Below are 21,929 nucleotides of genomic sequence, written 5' to 3' on the forward strand. Positions count from 1 at the left end.
CTCACCTACTTATAATTTATTTGTTTCTAGTGCTTTTACTTCGCTGTATTGCCCACCAAAGAAGAGGAGAGGATTTTTTTCTTCTAGCTTAAGATCAGTTACTCTCCCGATAAATAGTGTATGGTCCCCTTCTTCATATACAGATGCGACTTCACACGTTATTTGTGCAATTGCACCATCTAATACAGGTAGACCATCTAAAGTTGCAAACTGCACTTCTCCTTGAGGCTTTCCAGCAAAATGCTGTGAAACCTGTTGCTGATCTTCAGCTAAAATATTGACTGCAAATCGTTTTGACTGTGTTACTTTATCTAAAAATCGCGCATTCTTTCCAACGGAAATCACAACTAATTTCGGATCTAGCGAAACAGACATAAAGGCATTCGCTGTCATTCCATGTATGTCCCCTTCATGAATTGTGGTTAATACCGTTACACCCGTTGCAAATTTACCCATCGCTTTTCTGAATAATAAATCGTCCATTTTAAATTCTCCTTTAAATTGTAATATTAAGCTAAAGTAAGCACGAGAACCGTCTCTGTGCTTACTCTAGTTTCAGTTTTTAAGAAAAGCCAGGATGTGTTCAATAAACGGTTCTGTTTTTTCAATTTGTGTCCAGTGACCACACTCATTAAATAAATGTAGTTCTGCATGTGGTAGTAGCTGGATAAATTTATAACTCGTTTCTTCAAATGGGATAACTCGGTCATTTAAGCCATGGAATAATAAAGTTTCTGTCTGAATATTTTTAATTTCTTCGTCCGACAATGCAATTTCATCCAATCTTTCTTGTCGTGAATCAAAGAACATCGCTGCAAAAGCTTCTTTGGTCTCAGGTTTAATACTGGCTTCGTAACGTAAACGGACAAGTTCCTCATTTTTTGCTGCGTTTTCATCATAGGAGAACAGTTGAATTAATTCTTGCATCGATTCAAAGCTAGGCTCATACCCCCAAACGCGATCTAAACCGTAGGATACTTTATGCTTTACCCCACCGCTACCCATTAAAATTAACTTTTTGACTAAATCGGGTCTTCTATGTGCTACATGAAGGGACAGTGCTCCTCCGAATGAATTTCCTACTAAATATACAGGCTCATCTGATACTGCTTCTATAAAACCAATCAGATGGTCTACCCATAGATCAAGTTTGTAGTCATCTTTAGAAACTTTATCTGTGTCGCCAAACCCAACGATGTCCGGTGCAAATACATGTAGTGATTCACTTAAACGTGGAATAACGAGTCTCCAGTTTGCAAATGCTGACACACCGGGACCAGATCCATGTATTAATATCATTGTTTCTTTGTTTTCTGAACCTTCTTCATGGTAATGCGTGTTAATGCCATTGACATTCATATGTTTTGAACTAATTTCCAAGTAAAACCCTCCTATTACCTTTTACAAGGCTTTATACACAACGTTTGAGCTGATAACTACTAAAAAAAAGTAGGAAAGAGGAACGCAACTCGTCCCTCCTCTTTCTTGTTGGCAAAATGTATTGATTTCCATTAACTAATTCGATAGGTTCAATTTATACTGCTAATTGCTGTAAAATCGTTAATTTTTCACAGTCTCTTTGCTTTTTACCGGTGTTCCATATATGAGAAACTCCTGAGGTAATTTAGTGCCATGCCATAGAATAGCCTTATCAATATCTTTAACATTCCATTCGATTGTTTTCCAATCCGGGTCAAGGATTAGATAGCCCGAATCACCAAATAGTTCGATACGGTTTCCACCTGGTTCGATAACATACATACACATTGCCTGAGTCACACCATGTTTAATTGGACTGACTTCAATTTCGTATCCGTTATCCAATAGTAGGTCTGAAACATCGGATAAATGTTGTGGATAGCCATACCAGTAGCAAAGGTGGTGTAGACGCCCCCGTTCTCCTGATTGATCTCCCGTAATAGCAATATCATGAACCAAGTTACTAACGCTTAACCAAGCAGCAACATCCGTATTATCATCAGCTAAAACACGTTCGCGAACTTTGAATCCAAGTGCTTCCTCTAAAAACTCCACATTTTTATTTGTTTCACTTGCAAATAAATTAATGTGGTCGATACGACGGACAGGAACACCGCGGTTCGGACGTTTTTGCGGACGATTTAATAATGGCGTTTTCTGATCATCAGCTGCTTGATAATATTCAACATCCCAGAAAACTTCCATCAAATGACCATCTGGTGAGTTGAACTGATAGGCACGACCATGACCGACATCTCCATCAATCCAACCAATGCCGTAGCCCATTTTTTCAATCTGTGCTACACGGCGCTCAAGTGCTTGAGGAGATGTAGCTCTTAGAGAAAGGTGACCTAAACCAGCCTCATGATTTTCCGTGAGAATTAATGTATTATGGTAATGATCCTCATAGGCACGCATATAAACGGATTTACCTTGACGAGCTATCTCACTCATCCCCAACATTTCTCTAAAAAATTCAACAGACTCCTCTAATTTAGGGCTATAAAGCTCAACATGTGCAAGATGTGCAATATCAAAAATATTTTCTTTTGTCATTTTATTTTCCTCCAATAAGTTTATTTTTTATATTTTTTATTTAATATGATAACTAGTTCACCAGAAGGGATGTCCGTTTAATCCTAGAATCGATTTCCCATACCCTACCATTGCGTCTTCATACAGATGTGATGGATGTGCAGCAACTGCAAGTATGTCACGAACAAATCTTTCTGAATGCTGATCTTTGTAGATTGAATTGCCACCAAGTATTGTTAAAATTCGGGTTGCCGCTTCAGTTGATCCTTTTGCAACATACGCACGCATCGCGAACAGCTGTGCACGATCTTCTTCTTCTAACGTCCGAATACCATTTTCTTGATAATAAGTTAATTGATCCATGTATTGCTTAGCTACAGCTTTTAAGGCCGTTAACTGTATGGTAATTTCTCCAAGTGTACGCTGGGCGCTGCCTCCGTCTTTTTCGCTTGCATTATTGTTATAAATACGAACGCGTCCCTCTGTCTTTTCTTTAAAGTCGCGGACGAGGCGTTCCAAACCACCAATTGCAATTTGTGAAAATCCAGATAAGAAGTATGTGAGATAAGGAACATTGAAAAGTTGGTAGTCCTCTTCGTAGTTTCCATCCGGTGCAGTGGCACCTTCAACTACTCTCTTTACTAGGAAAATTTTATCTGCAGGGACATATAAATCATCTACTTTAACTGCATTACTGCCTGTCCCACGTAATCCGATCGGATCCCAGTTTTTAATGATTTCTGTATCTTTTTTATGGACGATATACAAGCCAAGCTCCGGCTCCTCGCCATCTCTCATTTTATGAACAGCACCTAGGCCAATCCAATCACTCCACAATACGCCACTACAGAAATTCCATTGACCACTGATTCGATAGCCTTCTCCATCAGGGTCATCTGTAACTTTTCCAACTGGTGCAAAAACATCAGCTAGTAAAGCTTTACTTTCGTATAATTCGTCTCGGCTTTCTTTTGGTAAAAATGCTGGCCAAGTATCATGAATAATGGAGAAATAAGTTATCCATGCAGCCGAAACATTATAGTTGGCTACTGTTCGAATGATATCGCCAAAGGTATGAAAGTCTAATTCTTGACCACCATATTCTTTTGGTCTATGAAGATTTTGAAATCCAACTTCTTTTATTTTTTCAATGACGACATCTGGCAATTGTGCATCATTATCTGCTTGTAATGCATGCTTTTCAGCTAACTCTCCAACCTCTTTGGCTTTTTGAAGCAACTCTTCTCTGTTAGCTGTTTTTCGCTGAACCTCTAAAGTACTAATTGACAATTTAATTCCTCCTTTTGTTTGTTGTAAGCGCAATCATTTTCGTAAATGACTCTGTCTATCTAGTTATTATTATATTCGCTGTATATTCTTTAATATAGCTATCAAAAGTACGGAAGTTTATTGTCTATTCGAACTTTATGTACTAATCAATTCTTGTTAATATTCAAATAGACTGTATTGAATGGGTTTTCTGATGAATCCATTTTACATTTTCCTTTATATTGTGATATGTTGGTAAAGTCACAAATGATGCAACCGCTTACTTTCTAAATATTGCAACTAAAAATAGAGTGATATCTAAATTAGTTTTATATAGAAGCGGAAAGAAGCTATATTTATTAATTTTAGTGTAAAACGTTTAAATACTCTTTCGAAAATACTAGTTATTTATGAAACTATGGCTATTTTATTAGTATTAAAACTGAGATTCCATCCTCTTATTGATCCGCCATCTATCAGCATTAAATATTATAAAAAAGTAATTAGCAGTTCACTAAATTCTAGTAAAGCATTTTGAAATAGAAGGTCAAAAATCTGAGGCAGGAGTGAATGACCATGATTCCTTATCCGTTGCACTTGAAGGATGCGTTTGACTTCCCAAGAGAGACTGTTGTAAAAGAATTGTATGAACGCGTGATTTCGATACCTATTGATGCTAGAACTGCATTAAAAAAAGAGCTTGTTTCAGTAATTGGCGAGGAGCGAACAAAAGGACTATTAACACGATATGGCTGGCATTGCGGTGTGAGTGATGCGGGAAAAGCAAAGCTATTTGAGTCAGATAGTGTTTGGGATTTAGTAAAAGCCGGTCCTGATTTTCACAGGTTACATGGTTATCTAGATAAAGTAGAAATTTTAGAAATGCGTACCGATGAGGAACAGCTCGAATTTGCTGAAGTACTATGGATTAATACATTTGAAGCAGAGCAACATTTAAAAACACACGATTTGGGCACCGAACCGGTTTGTCATACATTATGCGGCTATGTTAGTGGATACTTATCAACAGTCTTACAACAACCTATCCTGGTGAAAGAAATAGAATGTCGTGCTATGGGGCACGAACATTGTAAAAGCATTTCTATGCCTATTGATAAGTGGGGAGACGAAATTACGAGTGAGTTAGGGTATTATCAAGGGACTAGTATCATTAAAGAACTGGATGAAATTACAGAGCAGCTAAAAGCCGAACGCGACCATTTAAATAAAGCCAATGATATCCACCAGCGTTTAATTGAGGAATTACTATCAAAACAAGGGATTCAAAAGGTTGTCGACATTTTATATGAAACAACGGGTTTAACAACCTTTATCGAAGATGAAAACCATCAAATTCTTGTTCAAGCAGGTCATCTTGATAAACCGCTTGATTTACGGAAGTTCATATCAAAACAAACTACTTTTAAGCGCTATTCAGATGAACTCTCATTATTACGCACGCCCATTTTCTATGAACAGCAAATAAAAGGCTATTGCTCATTTCTATATACCGGACAAGATGAACCTAACGACCTTGACTATATGATCATAGAAAAAGCAGGATTGACATCATCAATTATCTTACTGAATGAAAATATTAAAATAAATACAGAGCAGAATATTAAACGGAGTTTTTTAAATGATATTTTAGAGCGTCGTTTAACAGAAGATGAAATGTATAAAATCTCTTATTATTTGGGTTTCAACTCCTCTACTACCTACTGGATGCTCACATTCGACCGTAATGTGAAGGAAACCGAAAACGAAATTGTATTTAATGAAGAGTTAATTCGACATATCAACTTGTATTTAAATGAGCGCAATATTAATTCAATCGTTTCACATAAGCTTGATAAAGTTATTGTTCTAATTGAATACCCTTCTTTTGAAGATTTGAATATAGCTCAATCAAAATTCATCAATCAATTATTAAAACATTGCTCGCGGCGATTTTCTAAATATAGATTCTCCGTAGGCGTAAGTACAGTGATTTCAAAGTTCATGGATATCTCAGTGCTATATAATGAAACGTTAGCTGCCCTACGTGCCATAAACGAACAGTCAAATATCTCTTATTTTAAAGAACTCGGTATTGAAAGTGTATTGTTCCAAATACAAGATGAAGTGCTAATTGAGCGCTTTGTAAATCAGCATATTGGCAAACTGCTAGCGATAGATACAGACTTCGATTTAATCAAGACGCTTTACACTTATATAGATAATGGCAGTAGCATTAACAATACAGCAAAGAAAATGTCGATGTCGATTAGTGGTTTACGCTATCGACTCACTAAAATTAGCGAAATCTTAAATCATGATTTGACGGATACACAAGCTTTATTTTCTATTTACTTAGCTATTAATATTTTAAAATCAAAGGGCACAATTTCTATATAAACTAAACGGTCTTGTCACTTATTAACGTGGCAAGGCTTTTTCATTTAGCAATTAGCAAATAACTCCTGAACTAGTGTGAGCATATGTGGAACGTGTCATGAATACTCCCCAACCTGTGGCTTTCTTCCCAGGCAATTTATTAAAGGCTGTCACTTGCAACAGCACTTACTTTTTGAAAATCCACTCACTTTCCGGTCGATCATGCGGCGTTATATTCATAATGAAGTATCCGATGATTAGCACTAAGATAACAAGCGAATACAGCAAAGTATCTAGTGCTTCATTGTGGTCAACAATTATGAGTCTTACCATGGCAGTAATCCCGATGTAAATAAAATACCTCATTGGAAAATGATAATCCTCTTTAAAATATTTTACAATCATCGTGATAAACTCAAAATATAAAAAGAATATAAGTATGTTGGCTAGGAATACCTTATAATCATTCGTTTCTTTATGAAACAACAAATGGCAGAAAATGATTAATTCCTTAATTAATAAAAATGACAAGATTATCGCCAGGAAAACGAGGGAAATATTCAATACGACTTGGAGTGTTTTGGGGATAATTTGAAAAACAAAGTTGAGCACTTTTTTCCACTTAACTATATAAATCATCCTCCGACTTGTTTGAAGTATCATACAAATTAACGTGAATAAATTCAGCGAACAATTTATATAACCCACCCTCTAATACTACCAAAGGATAACGATATAAATTCTAAAGTTTCTGTAAATTTCACTAATTTCGGCACAATGGAAAAATCTTTGTATATCCGTAATGTCCAACAGCGTAGATCACTTCCCTCTCATTGCACTTTCGCAAACAATTAGGGAAGATGCTTTCACCATACATTTTTATATGCGTGAACCCCTACTCCCCTAACACCAAATTGGCACGACCACTTGATGCCCGTATTTTTGATGCTCAATATCAACACACAAAAAATCACCTTCAGCAAGAAAGATGAGGTGATTTTTTGTATTATATATATATTAGCAATTCAATTAGACTTGGTCGATATTAGAAAGTAATAACTCCAAAGACAATTGCTGCAATAATCATGACAAAACATGAACCTAATGCCCACTTAATAATAAACTTTTGGTGGTCTCCAAAATCTACTCCGGCCATACCAACAAGTAAGTAAGCGGAAGCAATTAAAGGGCTCATCGCATGAACTGGTTGACCTAGTATAGACGCACGCGCAATCTCTACTGGATCCACACCATAAGTTGCCGCAGTTTCAGCCAAGATTGGCAATACTCCAAAATAGTAGGGGTCATTTGCCATAAAATAAGTAAACGGAATACTTGTTACAGCTGTAATGACCGCAAAATACGAACCTAAAGATTCTGGAATTACAGCAACTAAGCTGTTGGCCATCGCATCAACCATTTCTGTTCCAGATAAAATCCCTGTAAAAACACCTGAAGCAAAAACTAACCCAACAACTGCAAGTACATTTCCTGCATGATTAGATATTCTTTCTTTCTGATCATCTAAATTCGGATAGTTAACCATAAGCGCAATGACAAAGGCAATCATGAATAACGTAGATAACGGTAATACAGAGGTTACTAAACAAACAATCAGAGTAATTGTTAAAGCAAGATTAAACCATAACAATTTCGGACGCTTAATGTCTTCTACTGTTGTAGTTGCAGCTAGTTGACTTATAGCAAGCATCTCATCCTTTGAGTATTGAATCTCGACAACTCCCAATCTATTGCGCTCTCTTTTCCCAAGAATAAACGCCGTAAATAAAACCCACATAATTCCCGCAATCATAACAGGGATAAGAGGTATAAACACATCTGACACATCAAGCTGTAGTGCAGCTACCGCTCTTGCCGTCGGTCCACCCCAAGGTGTCATATTCATGATACCAAATGAAAGCATCGCAATACATGTTAATATGAGCGGATTCATTCCAATACGCTTATAAAGCGGAAGCATTGCTGATACCGTAATCATATAAGTAGTCGTTCCATCACCATCAAGTGCTACTGCCATCGAAAGGATAGCCGTACCTAAAACAATTTTTAGTGGATCTCCCTTAACAATCGATAAAATTTTTGAAACAAGCGGATCAAATAAGCCCGCATCAATCATCACTCCAAAATAAAGTATAGCGAACATTAACATTACACCAGTCGGTGCAACTTGCTTGATTCCCTCTAACATCATTTCACCGATGCCAGGTCCAAATCCCCCTAGTAATGCGAACAAAATAGGTATCGCAACTAACGCAACCAACGCGGACATTCGCTTTGTAATGATTAAAAATATAAATACGACGATCATTGAAAAACCTAAAAATGCTAACATACTATTCCTCCTATATTGCATTTCCACAAAAGTCGTCTATCAAATATGACAAACAATTTAAGATTTTGGATATTATCTATTAATATAGAATAGTAATATGCCTATGTAAACGTTTACAAAGTATTGTTATTTAAATTCTTAATAGCTATTTTGTTCATTTAGTCCATAATCTGATAATGAATTAGTCCGCATAGAAAAACGCTTGGTTAAATCCAAGCGTTTTTCTACTAATTTATGTTGTGGATAAGGGCCACTAAATAAATTGAAATAAAGAACCCATTGAACCCGCTACGGTGGATATTAATCCTGATAACGCCAATTTGACAAGCGACAAAATGATTTATAATGATTTTACCGATTTCCCGAGAATGTCCTGTCTTCCAAATAGATATCTCAAAAAAATAGGCACGATGAACAATATGAAAAAAACACGAAACAACTGATAAGCGGCGACCATAGATACATCTGCATGAACCGCATGAGCTGTAACACCCATTTCCGGTAAGCCGCCTGGAGCTATACATAAAAATGCAGTTGTCATTGTAATCGGATATATCATATGTAAGCCATAAGCTAAAACGAGAGCAAAACCGACAATTAATAATCCGCAAATAAACGAGAACAGCAGTAGCTTTCTCGAGTTTTTCAACATATTTAATTTTATTCCAAGGCCAAAGTGTATCCCTAAGCAAAGTTGTGCAAGTACGATAAGAATTGGAGGAAGTTGAGGTGTTTCAAAGCCACTTACCATTAAAATAGCCGATGAAAGTAAGGGCCCTATAATCCACGGAGTTGGAAATTTGAAGTTGACTGCACATGCAGTGACGACTAGAACAATCGCAAGAACCGTAATAACCTGAAAAATACTCCCGTATTCGATTTGCGCAACTGTATCGATTGTAGGTTTACCCTTTTGTGTTCCAGCACTTGAGAATGCATGAATCGATAATGTCGGTACAATGAAAATAACGGTTAACATCCTTATCGTTTGCATCAATGTAACTATTGTCGAATCCGCTCCCTTAATCTCTTCGCTCAATACGACCATTTGGGATAAACCACCTGGTGTCGTCCCCATTACAGCACTCTGTATGTTAATGCCGGTTAGCCTTGAAACAAAAAAAGCAATTCCTAGTCCGAAAACCACCATTAACACAGTAATAATCGTCATTGATGGCAATTGATATACAATCTGTCTAGCACTTTCAATCGTAAACGATAAGCCCATACTATAGCCTAATAACATCTGCCCTCCATTTCTAAAACTGACTGGCCAATATAAATCTCGTTTTGAGAGGAGCTTCCACATCAAAACTGCAGTTAATGGTCCTAACATCCATGACAATGGTAAATTTAGTAGCGTGAATAAACCCCCACCTGCTATTCCGCATAATAAAGCTTCTATAAATTGAAGTTGTCTTGGTTTTTTTCTAGTAAGTAACTTTGTGATTGATGTAAAAGTCATGATGTCCTCCATTTACACTACTCATTTACAAATGAACAAAACGAGGCTGATCCCGGTCGTGTCATCACTCTTAATCCTTCGTATGAAACGGGGGAGGTGTTAACACTTAAATCTCCGAGTCAACCTCGTCATTATAGAGTCCCTATTAACTAGCAGCGTCGAAGAAATGATCGTTAAAATAGACAACATTGGAAAGAATTTTTCTACCTTTTATTTTTCGAGTTAATTCTCTTGCCTCTTGCTCATCTTCGAATTCATACATTTTAATACTACCTTCATCCGTATAAACAGTTATAATCCACATATATCCGTTCCCCCATCAGTGTATTAAAAAGTAACGATGTAGACTAGCAGTGAGATTTGATCCACAGTTGTTGTCGTATACTTTTTCCATAATCATAAAGCTATTAAAGCAGGAAGTATATATTACGAAAAATTAATTCATTGAAACCTTTTAAACTATTTTGTTTATAGTGTTCAAGCGCTACTTTTCATCTCCATGAACCTTCATTAATGTTTCATACATTTTCACTTGTTCTTCAAGAAATTTAGAGGTTTCATTACTATTCTTATAAAAACCTTTCCACATATACTTCTTTAGTATTTGTTCCCATTCTTCTGTTCTCACCATTTTTTCAAGCATCGTATCCCAGTATTGAATTTCATCCTTCGTCATATTCGGCGGTCCCATAATACCGCGCCAATGCTGGAAAACCAAATCAATTCCTTCTTCTGACCACGTAGGAATTTCAGGTATCTCTTTTAACCTTTCATCGGAAGAGATAACGAGCAGTTTCACTTGATTTAAATCATAATATTTTTTAGCCTCCGCTAAAGTCATTGTTGCAACATCTATTTGTTTTTTTAATAATGCCTCCACTACTTGAGCACTGTTTTCGTAAACAAAAAAGCCAAGTTCTTCAGGATGCAGCCCAACTTTTTTGCCTGCTAATACAAAAGAGAGCTGATCGTCATTCCCCAGTCTTGGAGAGACACCAATCTTATAAGCATGAGGTGTTTCTTTCAGTTTATACATCAGGCTTTTTGCACTACTTATAGGTGAATCCTTCGAAACAATCACAACTTCCCATTCCGTAGCCAAAGTAGCAATTGGTGTGAAATCTTTATAGGTTATTTGACTTTGACCTAATAAATGATTGGTAATAAGCAGGCTGGAATTGATAGCTAAAACATGATCTTTTTCCTCTTTGGTAAATTTCCAACCTAGCTCTCCACCTGCTCCTATTTTATTAAGCACACGAATATCCCCGTCAAATAAGTTCTCACTCTTTAAAACATCCTGTACCGCCCGCGCTGTTATGTCCCAGCCTCCACCAATAGAGCTTGGGGCAATAATCGTTACTTCATCTATAATTGCTTCCTGATCCTTTTCTCGAGAACATCCGCTGATAAGTATGGTGAAAAATACAAAAGCAACAATTATTTTTTTCCTCATTGTTCATACCTCGTTCATTTAATCTAATACGCATTGGCGTATTTACTTCCCGTTTTTCATCAATTTTGTTCGAGAAACTCTCCAATTGAACCTGCAACAGGCGCCGGGAGACTTTTACTGAATGAAGTTCAGTCTTTTTGTTAATCTACAAAATAATATTTTCGCTGAGGTCTTCCTACAATTCCATATTCATGTTTAGCCGTGCAGTCACCTATCAAAACAAGATACTCTAAGTACCTTCTTGCAGTTGTTCGAGAAACCCCCAACTTTTCACCCATTTCTTCAATGGAAACACCCCTAAGTTCTTCCACCACTTCTTTCACTTTCTTTAAAGTATGACGATCAACACCTGTAGGGAGATCTTTTTGGCTGATAGTTGTCTGAGTAGAGGTTCCAAAGAATCGATCAATCAGTGTTTGATCCACTTCTTCTCGATTACCAAGTAATTCTTTCTTCTTTTTATAGTTTTCAATCGTTTCAACAAATTTCTCCATTGTTACTGGCTTTAATAAATAGTTACACACACCATATTTGATAGCCCTATCAAGCATCGCTCTTTCAGTTGCGGCAGTCACCATGATAATATCGATTGCCGGATAACACTCTCTAATTTTCGGTAATAAATCTGTACCAAGTTCGTCAGGCATATAGACATCTAGTAGAAGTAAATCCACTTCATTTTCACCTAGAATTTCCATTGTTTCTTTTGCATTTAGCGCCTTCCCAACCAATGTTACACCCGTTACCTTTTGTAAAAACTGTTCTTGTACTTGTGCAATTCTAAAATCGTCCTCCGCTATTACAACCTTTATCATTTTGTTCTACTCCTTACTCTATTCCGAAACCTTTTTTGGAAGATAAACTGTGAAAATAGACCTTTCATTTCGTTCAATACTCACTTCAATTGTTCCACCTAACGAATCTACAATGCGTTTCACATTGAATAGGCCATACCCTCTGTCTTCACCCTTAGAGGAGTATCCTGAAGAAAACAATGTATCTAACAAATCCTCCGGAATCCCTATTCCGTTATCTGTTACCTCCATAATAATATCGTTTCCAAGTCCAGTAATTGAAAAAGTCACTTTTTTCTCTTTCAGATGTGCGACTGCATCAAATGCATTATCGATAAGATTTCCGATAATAATAACGACATCTGTTACCCCTATGTGACTTGGCAAGGAATCCACATAACTATCAGCATCAATTTCAAGGATAATCTTCTTCTCTGATGCCTTTCCAAGTTTGCCTAAAAGAATAGCTTGGACATTTGCATCATGAATTTGGTTAAATAATATCCGATTTCGATGCTGATGAATGGTAGATTCTTTTTGGATAAATTCAAATGCATCCTGATATCGTTCTAATTGTAATAATCCTGATAACAAATATAATTTATTGGCATACTCATGCGTTTGCGAACGAAGTCCCTCTGAATAATCACGAACCTCTGATATAGTATTCATAAGCTTTTTTAATTCTGTTTTATCCCGGAAACTAGTAACAACACTTACAACATATTCATTTTCAATGATAGGGATTAAATTGAAGATGAAAACTTTTTCGTTAATCAAGACCTCAACATTATGAATCGCTTTTCCTGTCTGTAAAACTTCATTTATTCTAATATTTTGGAGGACATGATGGATATGCTGACCTATAATATCTTCTTCCTGAAGATTCAACATGGACTTTGCGGAATGATTAATTAAAGTTACTAATCCATTTTCATCAATAGCCATAATGCCTTCCTTGACGGATAAAAGAATTGCACTCCTTTCCCTGAACAATGAAGAAATTTCATGCGGTTCCAGTCCCAAAGTATCTTTTCTAATGCTTCTTGTTAGAAAAATGCCGCCAATGATTCCTAAAAGTAAAACAATCAATGATGCAATGATAATGGTTTTAATTCGATTATATATACTTTGATAAATATCCCTTTCCAAAAACTCGACAGATACTGTTCCAATCACCCGAGTATATGCCCCGTAATCCGCAATAATAGGAGCCTTCCCAACTAAAACCGAACCTTGCTCTCGTTCCACCTCAAAAGTGTTAGAACCTCCAAAAATTAACGCATGATAATTTGTATGGTCTAAACTCTCCTGACCAACTAGGCTTGGATTTACGTGCGAATATATGATTCCCTCACGATTTTCAATGATAATATTTGCCGCATGCACCTGATCTTTTACTTGCTCAGCAACTGGTCGAAAATGGGCTTCTACTTCCTCTTTTTCAATAGCATCCCTTAGCTCCGGCATGAGAGAAATCGTCTTAGCCGATTGCAAAGCTAATTGTTTTACTTGATTCCTTGTATCAACGGATTGCAAGTAAGCAAATATGCTTGCGAGAAGAATGATGAGTAAAAGGATTAACGTACTAATTAGCCCTAATATTTTTGTTTGTAGCGAGATTTTTTTCAGTTTTTTCATTGTCTTAACTCTTTTCTTAAATTACTGTCATTTTAATCATAGCATTTTCTCATACTAATTTATAGCGTACACCGTCCTCTCATAATGAGGTGCCTATGTGATCAACAGACAATACAATCATTCACGATTATCCCTTACACTAGCATTTCACATTAACACTGGGAACAGTAAAAAGACAAAACATCTCAATGATATTCTGCCTTCATTTGTAACCCTATGATTTTTATACTACAGATTTACGGAATTCTTTTTGAGAGAAATCCATACTCTTTTTAAATTTATTATTGAAATAGTCTAGGTCAGAATAGCCAACTCTTCCGGCAATCTCTGGAATTCATATCGTATCCCTCATGTAAGCTAAAAAATACGCTTCACGTCGAGGTGAGTCCATCCATTCTTGTGTATAATTTGTGTAAAATGATTTCATAGTGTTAAGAGCCGCACAAAGCGACTCCACACTTTTTCAATTCACAAATCAAACGCGCAAGTTTTCAACGATTGTAGCAATTCCCATTCCGCCTGCGATACAAAGAGTGACAACTCCATATTTCTTGCCCGTTCTTTCAAGCTCATGTACTAATTTAGTCAGTAAAATCGCACCCGTCGCGCCAATTGGATGACCCATTGCAATGGCTCCGCCGTTTGGATTCACTTTGCTGTAATCCAGTCCCAACTCATTCACACATGCAATAGCTTGGGCAGCAAAGGCTTCGTTCAATTCCACTACATCCAAATCTGCCATCGACAAGTTGGTTTGCTTCAATGCTTTCAACGTTGCATTAACAGGTCCCATGCCCATCAGTTCAGGTGCACATCCAGCAGATGCTTGCGCGATGATTCGTGCTTTCGGTTGGTATCCCCGCTTCAACGCTTCGTCTTCGGACATGACTAACAACGCAGCTGCGCCATCATTACGTCCACTCGCGTTTCCTGCAGTAACTGTTCCGCCTTCTTTGAATACCGGTTTAAGAAGGGCTAGCTTTTCCAAAGTTGTTTCTCTTGGATGCTCGTCGACTTTAAACTCGATGATGCCTTTGCGGGTTTTCACCGGATAAGGGGTAATTTCCTTTTCAAAATGGCCTTTTTCGATTGCATTTTTTGTTTTTTCTTGACTGCTTAACGCAAATTCATCTTGTGCTTCTCTAGAAATGTTATATTTCTCTGCGATGTTTTCTGCTGTAATCCCCATATTTAAATCGCCATAGATTTCTTTTGGCTGAGATCCTGGTTGACTTGCGGTATTCGGGTCTTTTAACGAAACATCTCCTGATTTCGTTCCAAATCGCACACTATTTACATAGTACGGAGCAGTACTCATCGATTCCGCTCCACCGGCAATAATCATGTCACTTAACCCTGTTTGAATTTGTTGCGCAGCAGAGTTGACGGCTTGTACACCAGAACCGCATTGTCGGTGAAGTGTATAGCCTGGTACTTCAACAGGTATGCCAGCACGTAACATCGCGACTCTTGCTAAGTTCGATGCATCCGAACTTTGTTTTGCTTGCCCTAAAATGACTTCTCCAACAGCGCTTTTATCTAACTCTGTTCGACGAATTAGCTCTTCAATCGCATGGGAAGCGAGGAAGTCCACTGTTTCATTGCCGATACTACCTCCAAGTTTACCGATAGCTGTACGCACTGCATCCACGATTACTACATTTTTCATGTCATCATCTCCCGAATTTACTTAAAGGCTTCTCGCATAATGTTTCACTTTTTCTTTATCGATTTCCATACCAAATCCTGGGCCTGTAGGAATAATGACTTCAAAGTTTTCATATTGAATGTCATTCACTGTAATATTGTCTTTGAACAATAAAGGACCAAATATCTCCGTACCGAATTTCATTTCTGGAATAGTAGCGTATAATTGGGCGCAAATTGCTGTACCAAGGCTCGACTCAATCATCGTTCCACCATACAAGCCAATTCCCGCTGCTTCCGCAATTCCCGCAACTTTCTTCGTTTGCGTTAATCCACCTGCTTTACAAGGTTTCAATGCAATACAATTACCTGCGCGGTGCTTCGATATTTGGAACACATCTTGAATGCTATTTGCTGCTTCATCTGCCATAATGGGTACTTTAAATTTAGCAGTCAATCTCGACATACCTTCATAATTCCACGTTGGTAGTGGCTGTTCTACCATTGAAACACCGCCATCTTCTAAAGCTGCGATGCAATAATTCGCCGTATCTTCGTCCCATGCCTGATTGACATCGACAGTGATACGTGCTTCGTCTCCAATGGCTTGTTTAATTTGACGAACATGCTCCACATTTTTAAAAGGATCGCCTTTTCCAATTTTCAATTTGAAAATATTATGGCGTTTTTGATGTAAAAATTCCTTCGCTTCTTCAATATCTTGTTCTGTATTCCCACTAGCAAGTGTCCAAGCGATGGGCAATGAGGTATGAATTTGACCCCCGAATAATTCAAATGCGGGAATTCCTTTACTTCTTGCTGCCAAATCAATAATCGCTGCTTCTACAACTGTTTTAGCGAAATTATTGCCTCGCACTTGTTGCGATACTTCATGCATAATTTTGTCGAAGTGAATGGGATTCTTCCCAATCACTAATGGCGCAATATACGTGTCAATATTAGCTTTAATCGCTTCTGGCGTCGACTCCCCGTAAGAAGCCCCTCCGATTGTTGCCACTTCGGACCAGCCTTCACGTCCTTCTTCATCAGTAGCACAGCCGACGACTATCGTTTGTGAAACAATCGTATGCATGGCCAATTGATGTGGTCGTATTGTCGGTAAATCTAGAATGTAAACAGCAAAAGAACGTATTTTCATTGTGAACCAACTTTCTATATTTTACTCGATGAAATCGGCTTCTGTATTCTCTTTTAGATCTTCAATTGTCACACCCGGCATGAGTTCTACCAGCTTTAATTGTTTATTGATGACTTCAAACACGGCTAGTTCAGTGAAAATCATATCAACACTTCTTGTCGAAGTAATCGGATAAGTACATTCTTTTACCAGTTTGCTACTACCATCTTTAGAAGTATGGCTCATCGTCACAAATACCTTTTTCGCCCCAACCAATAAATCCATTGCGCCACCGACACCCATAATATTCTTACCAGGGACAGCCCAGTTCGCAATAATCCCGGTTTGGTCGACTTGAAGTGCACCTAAAATCGCGACATCCACATGGCCACCACGAATCATGGCAAACGAATCCGAACTGTTAAAATAGGAAGCGCCTATCGCTTCTCCGACGGGTAACTTCCCAGCATTCACGAGATTCGGATCCACATCTTCCTCTGCAACATCCGTTACACCAAGCAAGCCGTTTTCTGTATGCAAATAAATATCTTCTGCTTCCATGTACTCTGCTACTAGCGTAGGGATTCCGATGCCTAAGTTGACAACACATGGCCCTTCTAGCTCCTGTGCTACTCGCTTTGCGATAAAATGTTGCATATCCGCTTTACTCATTTGTGTAGTCATTTACTAACCACTCCATCCTTCGTTAACACTTGTTGTGCTTTGATGATTACGTCGACGTAAAGAAAAGGCGTCACGATTTCTTCTGGGTTTAACTCGCCAAGTTCTACAATTTCATCTACTTCTACAATTACTTTTTTTGCAGCTGTTGCCATAAGTGGGTTAAAATTACGTGCTGTTTTATAATAAACTAGGTTCCCTAAAGTATCCGCTTTATGTGCGCGAATAAGTGCTACGTCCGCGCGGATAGCCTTTTCAAGAATATACTGCACGCCATCAATTTCGCGTTCTTCTTTTCCTTTTGCAAGATCAGTTCCAACGCCAGTCGTCGTATAATAACCACCAAGACCAGCTCCACCAGCACGTAAAGACTCTGCTAATGTACCTTGGGGGAGTAATTCCAGTTCAATCTCCCCTTTTTGGTATTTGTCACCCACATCTCGGTTACTTGTAAAATAAGAGCCGATTCCTTTTTTAATCTTGTCTTGATTCAATAAAATACCAAGCCCTTTGCCTGACTCACCAAGGTTATTACTCACAATCGTAAGATCTTTAACATCTTTTTCAGTCAAGCCATCTATTAATGAAAGAGGTGCTCCTATTAATCCGAAACCACCTACTAAAACGGTATCTCCACTTTCCACAACGGAAAGCGCATCCTGAATATTATCCATAATTTTCGACATCTATTCCACCCCTTATTGCTTCGCTAGTTTTAATGAATCACTAATTTCAAACCACGACGGAATACCAGCCGTTAAAATACAAATGTAGCCGACATCCGCCAAGTCTGCTTCAGAGGCGCCAACTTCTCGTGCTTTATCCATCCACACGACTGCCTCTTCGCCTCTCAACTGTGTAATATAATTACCAACCATATTCAAATGCTTCATACGTGTCGAAACATGTCCGTCACCAAGAAGTTTTTGTTCTATTTCCTTCGGGTCGTTTCTTTGAATAACGTTAAGAGAATCGAGTAAGAAACTAGTGTCTTCATCACCTAACCAAGTAACCATCGTTTGGAAAATTTCTTCAATCGTTTCAGGATCTTTTGCTGGTTGCTCAACTGTAAGTCCTTTTAAGTCGAGGGCATAAGAAAGGGCCTCGAGTGACACTTTTAAAGCATCACTACCTCCATATAGGTAAGAAACTAAAAAGTATTCAACCAACTCAGGGATTGTTGAACCAAAATCGATGGCCCCTTTCGTATGGTAACCCATAGAACGTGGATACAATCTCGCAGCATTCATACTAGCTAATAATACATCTTTCTCCTTACGTGATAGCGCACCATCCTGCATGATTTCACCGCGTAAACCTGTGTAATGATCAAGTACTACCGGGCTATAATCATGCATTTTCTGAACCCATCCGGGCACTTCGTCGTATACTTGTTGAAAATAAGCCAATCCTTTACTCATCGATATACCTCCAGTTATTTCTCTAGTTTGTTGAGGAAGCCCTCTATAGGACCATTGATGTCTTCACGATTTTCAAATACCATCGTGTAATGATTACAATCGGATATAACCGTTTCAATATTTTTCGTGTATTGCTGAGTTTGTTCATAGTCTGTTAAATAAAACAGGGGCGGCATGGAACCGATATTACCTTCTGCATAAACGAGTAATACTGGACATTCAATCTGTGAACAAATCTCTTTTGGATCGAACGTATAAAAGCTATCAAAGTCAGCAACAATACGGGCTTCTTCTGATTTGTTCTCCCAGTGGTCGTCGACAGGTCCTACTTCGTATTCAACGGTACTTTGTAACACATCATTCCAAACAACGCCTAAGTTTGTGTAGATTTTTTGAATTTCCTCTACGTAATGTTCTTTCGACGTATACTCTCTACTTAGTCTGCCTAAAGAAGGTTGAACAATACCTCTTTGATGTTCAGATGCTTTCGCAGCTCCATCTAGTAAAACCACTGCTCTTGTAGATTTTAATTTACTTGCGACAATCGCTGCTATAAAAGCGCCCATGGAATAACCCATTAAAATCGGATTGTCGATTTTTAGCTCTTTGATCAAACCTAAAATATCTTCGGCATGCTTAAAGATTGATGGTTCTGTATCCATTTCATCACTATTTCCACGGCCCCGTAAATCCACTGCTATAAATCGATACGCGCCTTTAAACTTTTCTGCATAATAATGCATGTTTTTGTGCGTACCCGTTAACCCATGAATGGCAATAATCGTTCCTTTTTCTCCAGGGTAATCAGCTAATTGAATTTCTTTTCCATTAATGTTCACAGTGTAAAACTCCATCATCTAAACCTCTCCTTTTGTACGTAATGCGTACAAAGTTATGCATTGCGTACATATATGTTATTAATCATACCAGATTTATCGTAAAAGTCTAATAAAATAGCTGTCAAGATTTCCTTGACAGCTATAGAATTAGTAACTTATTCAGTTCGCATTACAAAGTTTAAAGCAGCTTCTTTGTGGTCGCCTTTATCAATCAGTTTTGTTGTAAGTGTTGAACGGACACCGCCGGCAACATCTGTTTCCAACCATTCGTCCCCTTCAAAGAACACTTGCGTGATCAATGTTTCAAATCCTTCGTGTTCGAATTTGATATGGATATGTGCCGGACGGTATGCATGGTAACCTGCAGCGAATGTAAATTCACCAGTTGGGCCATTCGTCGGAATTTGGTAAGGGATTGGAACAATTGCCTTGACCTCGAAGTCCCCATTGTCATCCGTGTAAAATTGCCCTCTCAAGTTAAAGTCTGGCGCAGTTGAATCATAGTTTGAATATAATCCATCTGCATCATCTTGCCACCACTCTACCTTTGTTCTTCCAATAGGTCCATTAACAGAACTGACATTTCCAGTAAATGTTAGTTTATCTCCCGGCTCATCATCTCTTTGTGGAATAACAACACTTGAACCTTCAAGCATTGGTGAGTCTTCTTCATAGTAAGGTCCTAATAGGGAAGGCTCAGTTCCTGGTGAATTCTTGTATTTAGCCTCTAACACATGCGTCTCTACGAAAACGTCTAGAAATAGTGGGATTTCTCCGCTTTTACCGAGGCGATCTGCCCATTTTACGAAATTCGTATATTCCTCATGATTAAATTGCTGCTCATCTAAAAAGTTTTTTAAATGTTTAACGAAACCTTCATATGCGCCTAATACTCGTGGATTTTTTTTAGATACTTCTGTCATTTTTATTTCCTCCTCAGGTTTTGTTAGTCTTTCTCATTACACCGATTATAATACGACTGATTTAAAATGGATATGTAAACGCCTTCATCTTGAGACAAAAAAACAATATCGCATTTTAGGACTTGCAGAACAGCCACTAAAGTTGTACGCTAGACGTACAGTGTTTCTTCATTCGTACAACTACATCATAACATAGGGGGTATTATGTTTGTCAACAGAAGAATTAGAGGTGTTCAAACAATCTGGTAACTACATTCAATCACTCGATAGAGGATTGCAGGTAATACAGGCTTTTTCACAGAACAACCAATCACTTACAATTAGTGACGTTTCAAAAATAACGGGACTCAGTAGACCTACAGCACGTAGAATTCTGCTTACTCTTGAGCATCTGGGTTTCGCGGAATCTAATAATAATGTGTTTTCCCTAACAGCGCGCACACTTTCGCTAGGTTATGCATATCTCTCCTCCAATAACATTTGGAGTATTGCGCATCCATTTATGAGAGACTTTGTAAATCTAACTGGCGAATCTTGCTCTGTTTCTATATTAGATGGAACCCATATTATTTACGTTGCCCGTGTGTCAACGAAAAGAATTATGTCTATAAACTTGGATGTTGGGTCTCGGTTACCGGCATATGCGACATCCATGGGTCACGTCCTTCTTGCGAACTTACCAAAAGATGAGTTGAATGAATATCTAGAGGAAATCGAATTGGATAAGTATACAAACAAAACGATAATTAATAAACAACAATTATTGGAGATATTAGAAGATGTTTATAAAAATGGTTGGGGTGGGGTCGACCAACAATTGGAAGAAGGGCTACGCTCGATTGCTGTTCCAATTAGAAACGCAAATGGCAAAGTAATCGCAGCCATTAATTGTTCGGCACATGCAGGAAGAGTTACACAAGAAGTACAGTTAGAAAAATTTTTACCATTACTGCAAATAAGTGCTGAAAAAATCAGCGTTGCCATCAACGCAACAAATGGTTCGTCCAACTTATAATTCGGCTCATATTTGTACAAAAACGCACGGCATCATTAGAGTATTTCCGACTAAAAGTCATTATTTTAAAATCAATAACACGCTATGTAACCAGACACCCGGTTACATAGCGTGTTTTATATTTTATTTAACCAATCCACTTTACATTTAAAAAGAATTCTTCACAACAACATCCATATATACTGTGCTTCCTCCATCGATCCCGGGAGTATAGAATCTCGTGTTGGGAACGGCAGCTTCGGTACATCCTCATCCATAAGGTGGATAACAAATGGATTCGCATTGACTCCTTCAAGTAGCGTCTCAGATTCAATTACTTTTTCAGCTGAATCCCTTTCAACCATCCATTTCAGGAACAAATTAGGTGCATCATTCCCGGTTACCTCTTAGAAGCTTG

21 protein-coding genes are annotated in these 21,929 nt (G+C 37.9%); 2 read left to right on the plus strand and 19 right to left on the minus strand.

Going from position 1 to position 21,929, the window contains the following annotated elements; all coding sequences use genetic code 11:
- Positions 1–9: 9 nt before the first annotated feature.
- The 4 genes from AC25Y6_RS07100 to AC25Y6_RS07115 all read right to left on the minus strand — a co-directional run bounded on the left by AC25Y6_RS07100 (position 10) and on the right by AC25Y6_RS07115 (position 3,804).
- The gene (locus tag AC25Y6_RS07100; RefSeq protein ID WP_482104538.1) at positions 10–483 is read right to left on the minus strand and encodes a flavin reductase family protein; all 474 of its coding nucleotides are present in this window, start codon (positions 481–483) and stop codon (positions 10–12) included.
- A gap of 72 nt (positions 484–555) precedes the next feature.
- A complete protein-coding gene (locus AC25Y6_RS07105; protein ID WP_488142484.1) occupies positions 556–1,380 on the minus strand; it encodes an alpha/beta fold hydrolase in 825 nt (274 codons plus the stop codon).
- Positions 1,381–1,560: 180 nt separating this feature from the next.
- Positions 1,561–2,535 carry a catechol 2,3-dioxygenase gene (locus AC25Y6_RS07110; protein WP_482104540.1) on the minus strand — a complete coding sequence of 325 codons (975 nt, stop codon included), beginning with the start codon at positions 2,533–2,535 and terminating at the stop codon, positions 1,561–1,563.
- Positions 2,536–2,592: 57 nt separating this feature from the next.
- Complete coding sequence (locus tag AC25Y6_RS07115; protein WP_482104541.1) at positions 2,593–3,804, minus strand: acyl-CoA dehydrogenase family protein; 1,212 nt, start codon at positions 3,802–3,804, stop codon at positions 2,593–2,595.
- Positions 3,805–4,359: 555 nt separating this feature from the next.
- Between AC25Y6_RS07115 and AC25Y6_RS07120 the strand changes: the two genes are divergently transcribed.
- Positions 4,360–6,180, plus strand: a complete 1,821-nt coding sequence (locus tag AC25Y6_RS07120; protein WP_488142485.1) for a helix-turn-helix domain-containing protein — start codon at positions 4,360–4,362, stop codon at positions 6,178–6,180.
- Between the two features lie 165 nt (positions 6,181–6,345).
- On the opposite strand, the gene psiE is transcribed toward AC25Y6_RS07120, so the two are convergent.
- The 14 genes from psiE to AC25Y6_RS07190 all read right to left on the minus strand — a co-directional run bounded on the left by psiE (position 6,346) and on the right by AC25Y6_RS07190 (position 20,517).
- On the minus strand, positions 6,346–6,798 hold the full coding sequence (gene psiE, locus AC25Y6_RS07125) for a phosphate-starvation-inducible protein PsiE (RefSeq protein WP_488142486.1): 453 nt from the start codon (positions 6,796–6,798) through the stop codon (positions 6,346–6,348).
- A 406-nt stretch (positions 6,799–7,204) separates the two neighbouring features.
- The gene (locus AC25Y6_RS07130; RefSeq protein ID WP_482104544.1) at positions 7,205–8,512 is read right to left on the minus strand and encodes a CitMHS family transporter; all 1,308 of its coding nucleotides are present in this window, start codon (positions 8,510–8,512) and stop codon (positions 7,205–7,207) included.
- A gap of 340 nt (positions 8,513–8,852) precedes the next feature.
- The gene (locus tag AC25Y6_RS07135; protein ID WP_482104545.1) at positions 8,853–9,977 is read right to left on the minus strand and encodes an AbrB family transcriptional regulator; all 1,125 of its coding nucleotides are present in this window, start codon (positions 9,975–9,977) and stop codon (positions 8,853–8,855) included.
- Between the two features lie 145 nt (positions 9,978–10,122).
- Positions 10,123–10,281, minus strand: coding sequence for a hypothetical protein (locus tag AC25Y6_RS07140; protein ID WP_482104546.1), 159 nt, complete (start codon positions 10,279–10,281; stop codon positions 10,123–10,125).
- A 180-nt stretch (positions 10,282–10,461) separates the two neighbouring features.
- Positions 10,462–11,433: a tripartite tricarboxylate transporter substrate binding protein gene (locus AC25Y6_RS07145; protein ID WP_488142487.1), complete on the minus strand. Its 972-nt coding sequence runs from the start codon at positions 11,431–11,433 to the stop codon at positions 10,462–10,464.
- A gap of 140 nt (positions 11,434–11,573) precedes the next feature.
- Positions 11,574–12,248: a response regulator gene (locus AC25Y6_RS07150; RefSeq protein ID WP_488142488.1), complete on the minus strand. Its 675-nt coding sequence runs from the start codon at positions 12,246–12,248 to the stop codon at positions 11,574–11,576.
- 18 nt (positions 12,249–12,266) lie between these two features.
- The gene (locus AC25Y6_RS07155; RefSeq protein ID WP_488142489.1) at positions 12,267–13,868 is read right to left on the minus strand and encodes an ATP-binding protein; all 1,602 of its coding nucleotides are present in this window, start codon (positions 13,866–13,868) and stop codon (positions 12,267–12,269) included.
- A gap of 475 nt (positions 13,869–14,343) precedes the next feature.
- Positions 14,344–15,537, minus strand: coding sequence for a thiolase family protein (locus tag AC25Y6_RS07160; RefSeq protein ID WP_488142490.1), 1,194 nt, complete (start codon positions 15,535–15,537; stop codon positions 14,344–14,346).
- A gap of 21 nt (positions 15,538–15,558) precedes the next feature.
- Positions 15,559–16,674, minus strand: a complete 1,116-nt coding sequence (locus tag AC25Y6_RS07165) for a muconate cycloisomerase family protein (protein ID WP_488142491.1) — start codon at positions 16,672–16,674, stop codon at positions 15,559–15,561.
- Between the two features lie 21 nt (positions 16,675–16,695).
- Positions 16,696–17,337: a 3-oxoacid CoA-transferase subunit B gene (locus AC25Y6_RS07170; RefSeq protein ID WP_482102004.1), complete on the minus strand. Its 642-nt coding sequence runs from the start codon at positions 17,335–17,337 to the stop codon at positions 16,696–16,698.
- Entirely contained in the window at positions 17,334–18,020 is a 687-nt protein-coding gene (locus tag AC25Y6_RS07175; protein ID WP_488142492.1) for a CoA transferase subunit A, read from the minus strand. The genes AC25Y6_RS07170 and AC25Y6_RS07175 overlap by 4 nt, the downstream gene beginning before the upstream one ends.
- Positions 18,021–18,032: 12 nt before the next feature.
- On the minus strand, positions 18,033–18,755 hold the full coding sequence (locus AC25Y6_RS07180) for a carboxymuconolactone decarboxylase family protein (RefSeq protein ID WP_488142493.1): 723 nt from the start codon (positions 18,753–18,755) through the stop codon (positions 18,033–18,035).
- 14 nt (positions 18,756–18,769) lie between these two features.
- A complete protein-coding gene (locus tag AC25Y6_RS07185) occupies positions 18,770–19,612 on the minus strand; it encodes an alpha/beta fold hydrolase (protein ID WP_482104552.1) in 843 nt (280 codons plus the stop codon).
- A 137-nt stretch (positions 19,613–19,749) separates the two neighbouring features.
- Positions 19,750–20,517, minus strand: a complete 768-nt coding sequence (locus AC25Y6_RS07190; RefSeq protein WP_482104553.1) for a dioxygenase family protein — start codon at positions 20,515–20,517, stop codon at positions 19,750–19,752.
- 208 nt (positions 20,518–20,725) lie between these two features.
- On the opposite strand from AC25Y6_RS07190, the gene AC25Y6_RS07195 reads away from it, so the two are divergent.
- Positions 20,726–21,532, plus strand: a complete 807-nt coding sequence (locus AC25Y6_RS07195; protein ID WP_488142494.1) for an IclR family transcriptional regulator domain-containing protein — start codon at positions 20,726–20,728, stop codon at positions 21,530–21,532.
- Between the two features lie 161 nt (positions 21,533–21,693).
- On the opposite strand, the gene AC25Y6_RS07200 is transcribed toward AC25Y6_RS07195, so the two are convergent.
- On the minus strand, positions 21,694–21,876 hold the full coding sequence (locus AC25Y6_RS07200; RefSeq protein ID WP_488142495.1) for a hypothetical protein: 183 nt from the start codon (positions 21,874–21,876) through the stop codon (positions 21,694–21,696).
- Positions 21,877–21,929: the final 53 nt, after the last annotated feature.

The organism is Sporosarcina sp. Y1004 (assembly GCF_057669665.1).

What these genes read in the sequence shown, in the direction of transcription:
- AC25Y6_RS07170 (WP_482102004.1), bottom strand. Translation starts at nt 17,337, where the DNA reads ATGACTACACAAATGAGTAAAGCGGATATGCAACATTTTATCGCAAAG.
- AC25Y6_RS07160 (WP_488142490.1), bottom strand. Translation starts at nt 15,537, where the DNA reads ATGAAAAATGTAGTAATCGTGGATGCAGTGCGTACAGCTATCGGTAAA.
- AC25Y6_RS07100 (WP_482104538.1), bottom strand. Translation starts at nt 483, where the DNA reads ATGGACGATTTATTATTCAGAAAAGCGATGGGTAAATTTGCAACGGGT.
- psiE (WP_488142486.1), bottom strand. Translation starts at nt 6,798, where the DNA reads ATGATTTATATAGTTAAGTGGAAAAAAGTGCTCAACTTTGTTTTTCAA.
- AC25Y6_RS07135 (WP_482104545.1), bottom strand. Translation starts at nt 9,977, where the DNA reads ATGACTTTTACATCAATCACAAAGTTACTTACTAGAAAAAAACCAAGA.
- AC25Y6_RS07165 (WP_488142491.1), bottom strand. Translation starts at nt 16,674, where the DNA reads ATGAAAATACGTTCTTTTGCTGTTTACATTCTAGATTTACCGACAATA.
- AC25Y6_RS07155 (WP_488142489.1), bottom strand. Translation starts at nt 13,868, where the DNA reads ATGAAAAAACTGAAAAAAATCTCGCTACAAACAAAAATATTAGGGCTA.
- AC25Y6_RS07120 (WP_488142485.1), top strand. Translation starts at nt 4,360, where the DNA reads ATGATTCCTTATCCGTTGCACTTGAAGGATGCGTTTGACTTCCCAAGA.
- AC25Y6_RS07200 (WP_488142495.1), bottom strand. Translation starts at nt 21,876, where the DNA reads ATGGTTGAAAGGGATTCAGCTGAAAAAGTAATTGAATCTGAGACGCTA.
- AC25Y6_RS07130 (WP_482104544.1), bottom strand. Translation starts at nt 8,512, where the DNA reads ATGTTAGCATTTTTAGGTTTTTCAATGATCGTCGTATTTATATTTTTA.
- AC25Y6_RS07185 (WP_482104552.1), bottom strand. Translation starts at nt 19,612, where the DNA reads ATGATGGAGTTTTACACTGTGAACATTAATGGAAAAGAAATTCAATTA.
- AC25Y6_RS07145 (WP_488142487.1), bottom strand. Translation starts at nt 11,433, where the DNA reads ATGAGGAAAAAAATAATTGTTGCTTTTGTATTTTTCACCATACTTATC.
- AC25Y6_RS07190 (WP_482104553.1), bottom strand. Translation starts at nt 20,517, where the DNA reads ATGACAGAAGTATCTAAAAAAAATCCACGAGTATTAGGCGCATATGAA.
- AC25Y6_RS07150 (WP_488142488.1), bottom strand. Translation starts at nt 12,248, where the DNA reads ATGATAAAGGTTGTAATAGCGGAGGACGATTTTAGAATTGCACAAGTA.
- AC25Y6_RS07175 (WP_488142492.1), bottom strand. Translation starts at nt 18,020, where the DNA reads ATGTCGAAAATTATGGATAATATTCAGGATGCGCTTTCCGTTGTGGAA.
- AC25Y6_RS07140 (WP_482104546.1), bottom strand. Translation starts at nt 10,281, where the DNA reads ATGTGGATTATAACTGTTTATACGGATGAAGGTAGTATTAAAATGTAT.
- AC25Y6_RS07180 (WP_488142493.1), bottom strand. Translation starts at nt 18,755, where the DNA reads ATGAGTAAAGGATTGGCTTATTTTCAACAAGTATACGACGAAGTGCCC.
- AC25Y6_RS07110 (WP_482104540.1), bottom strand. Translation starts at nt 2,535, where the DNA reads ATGACAAAAGAAAATATTTTTGATATTGCACATCTTGCACATGTTGAG.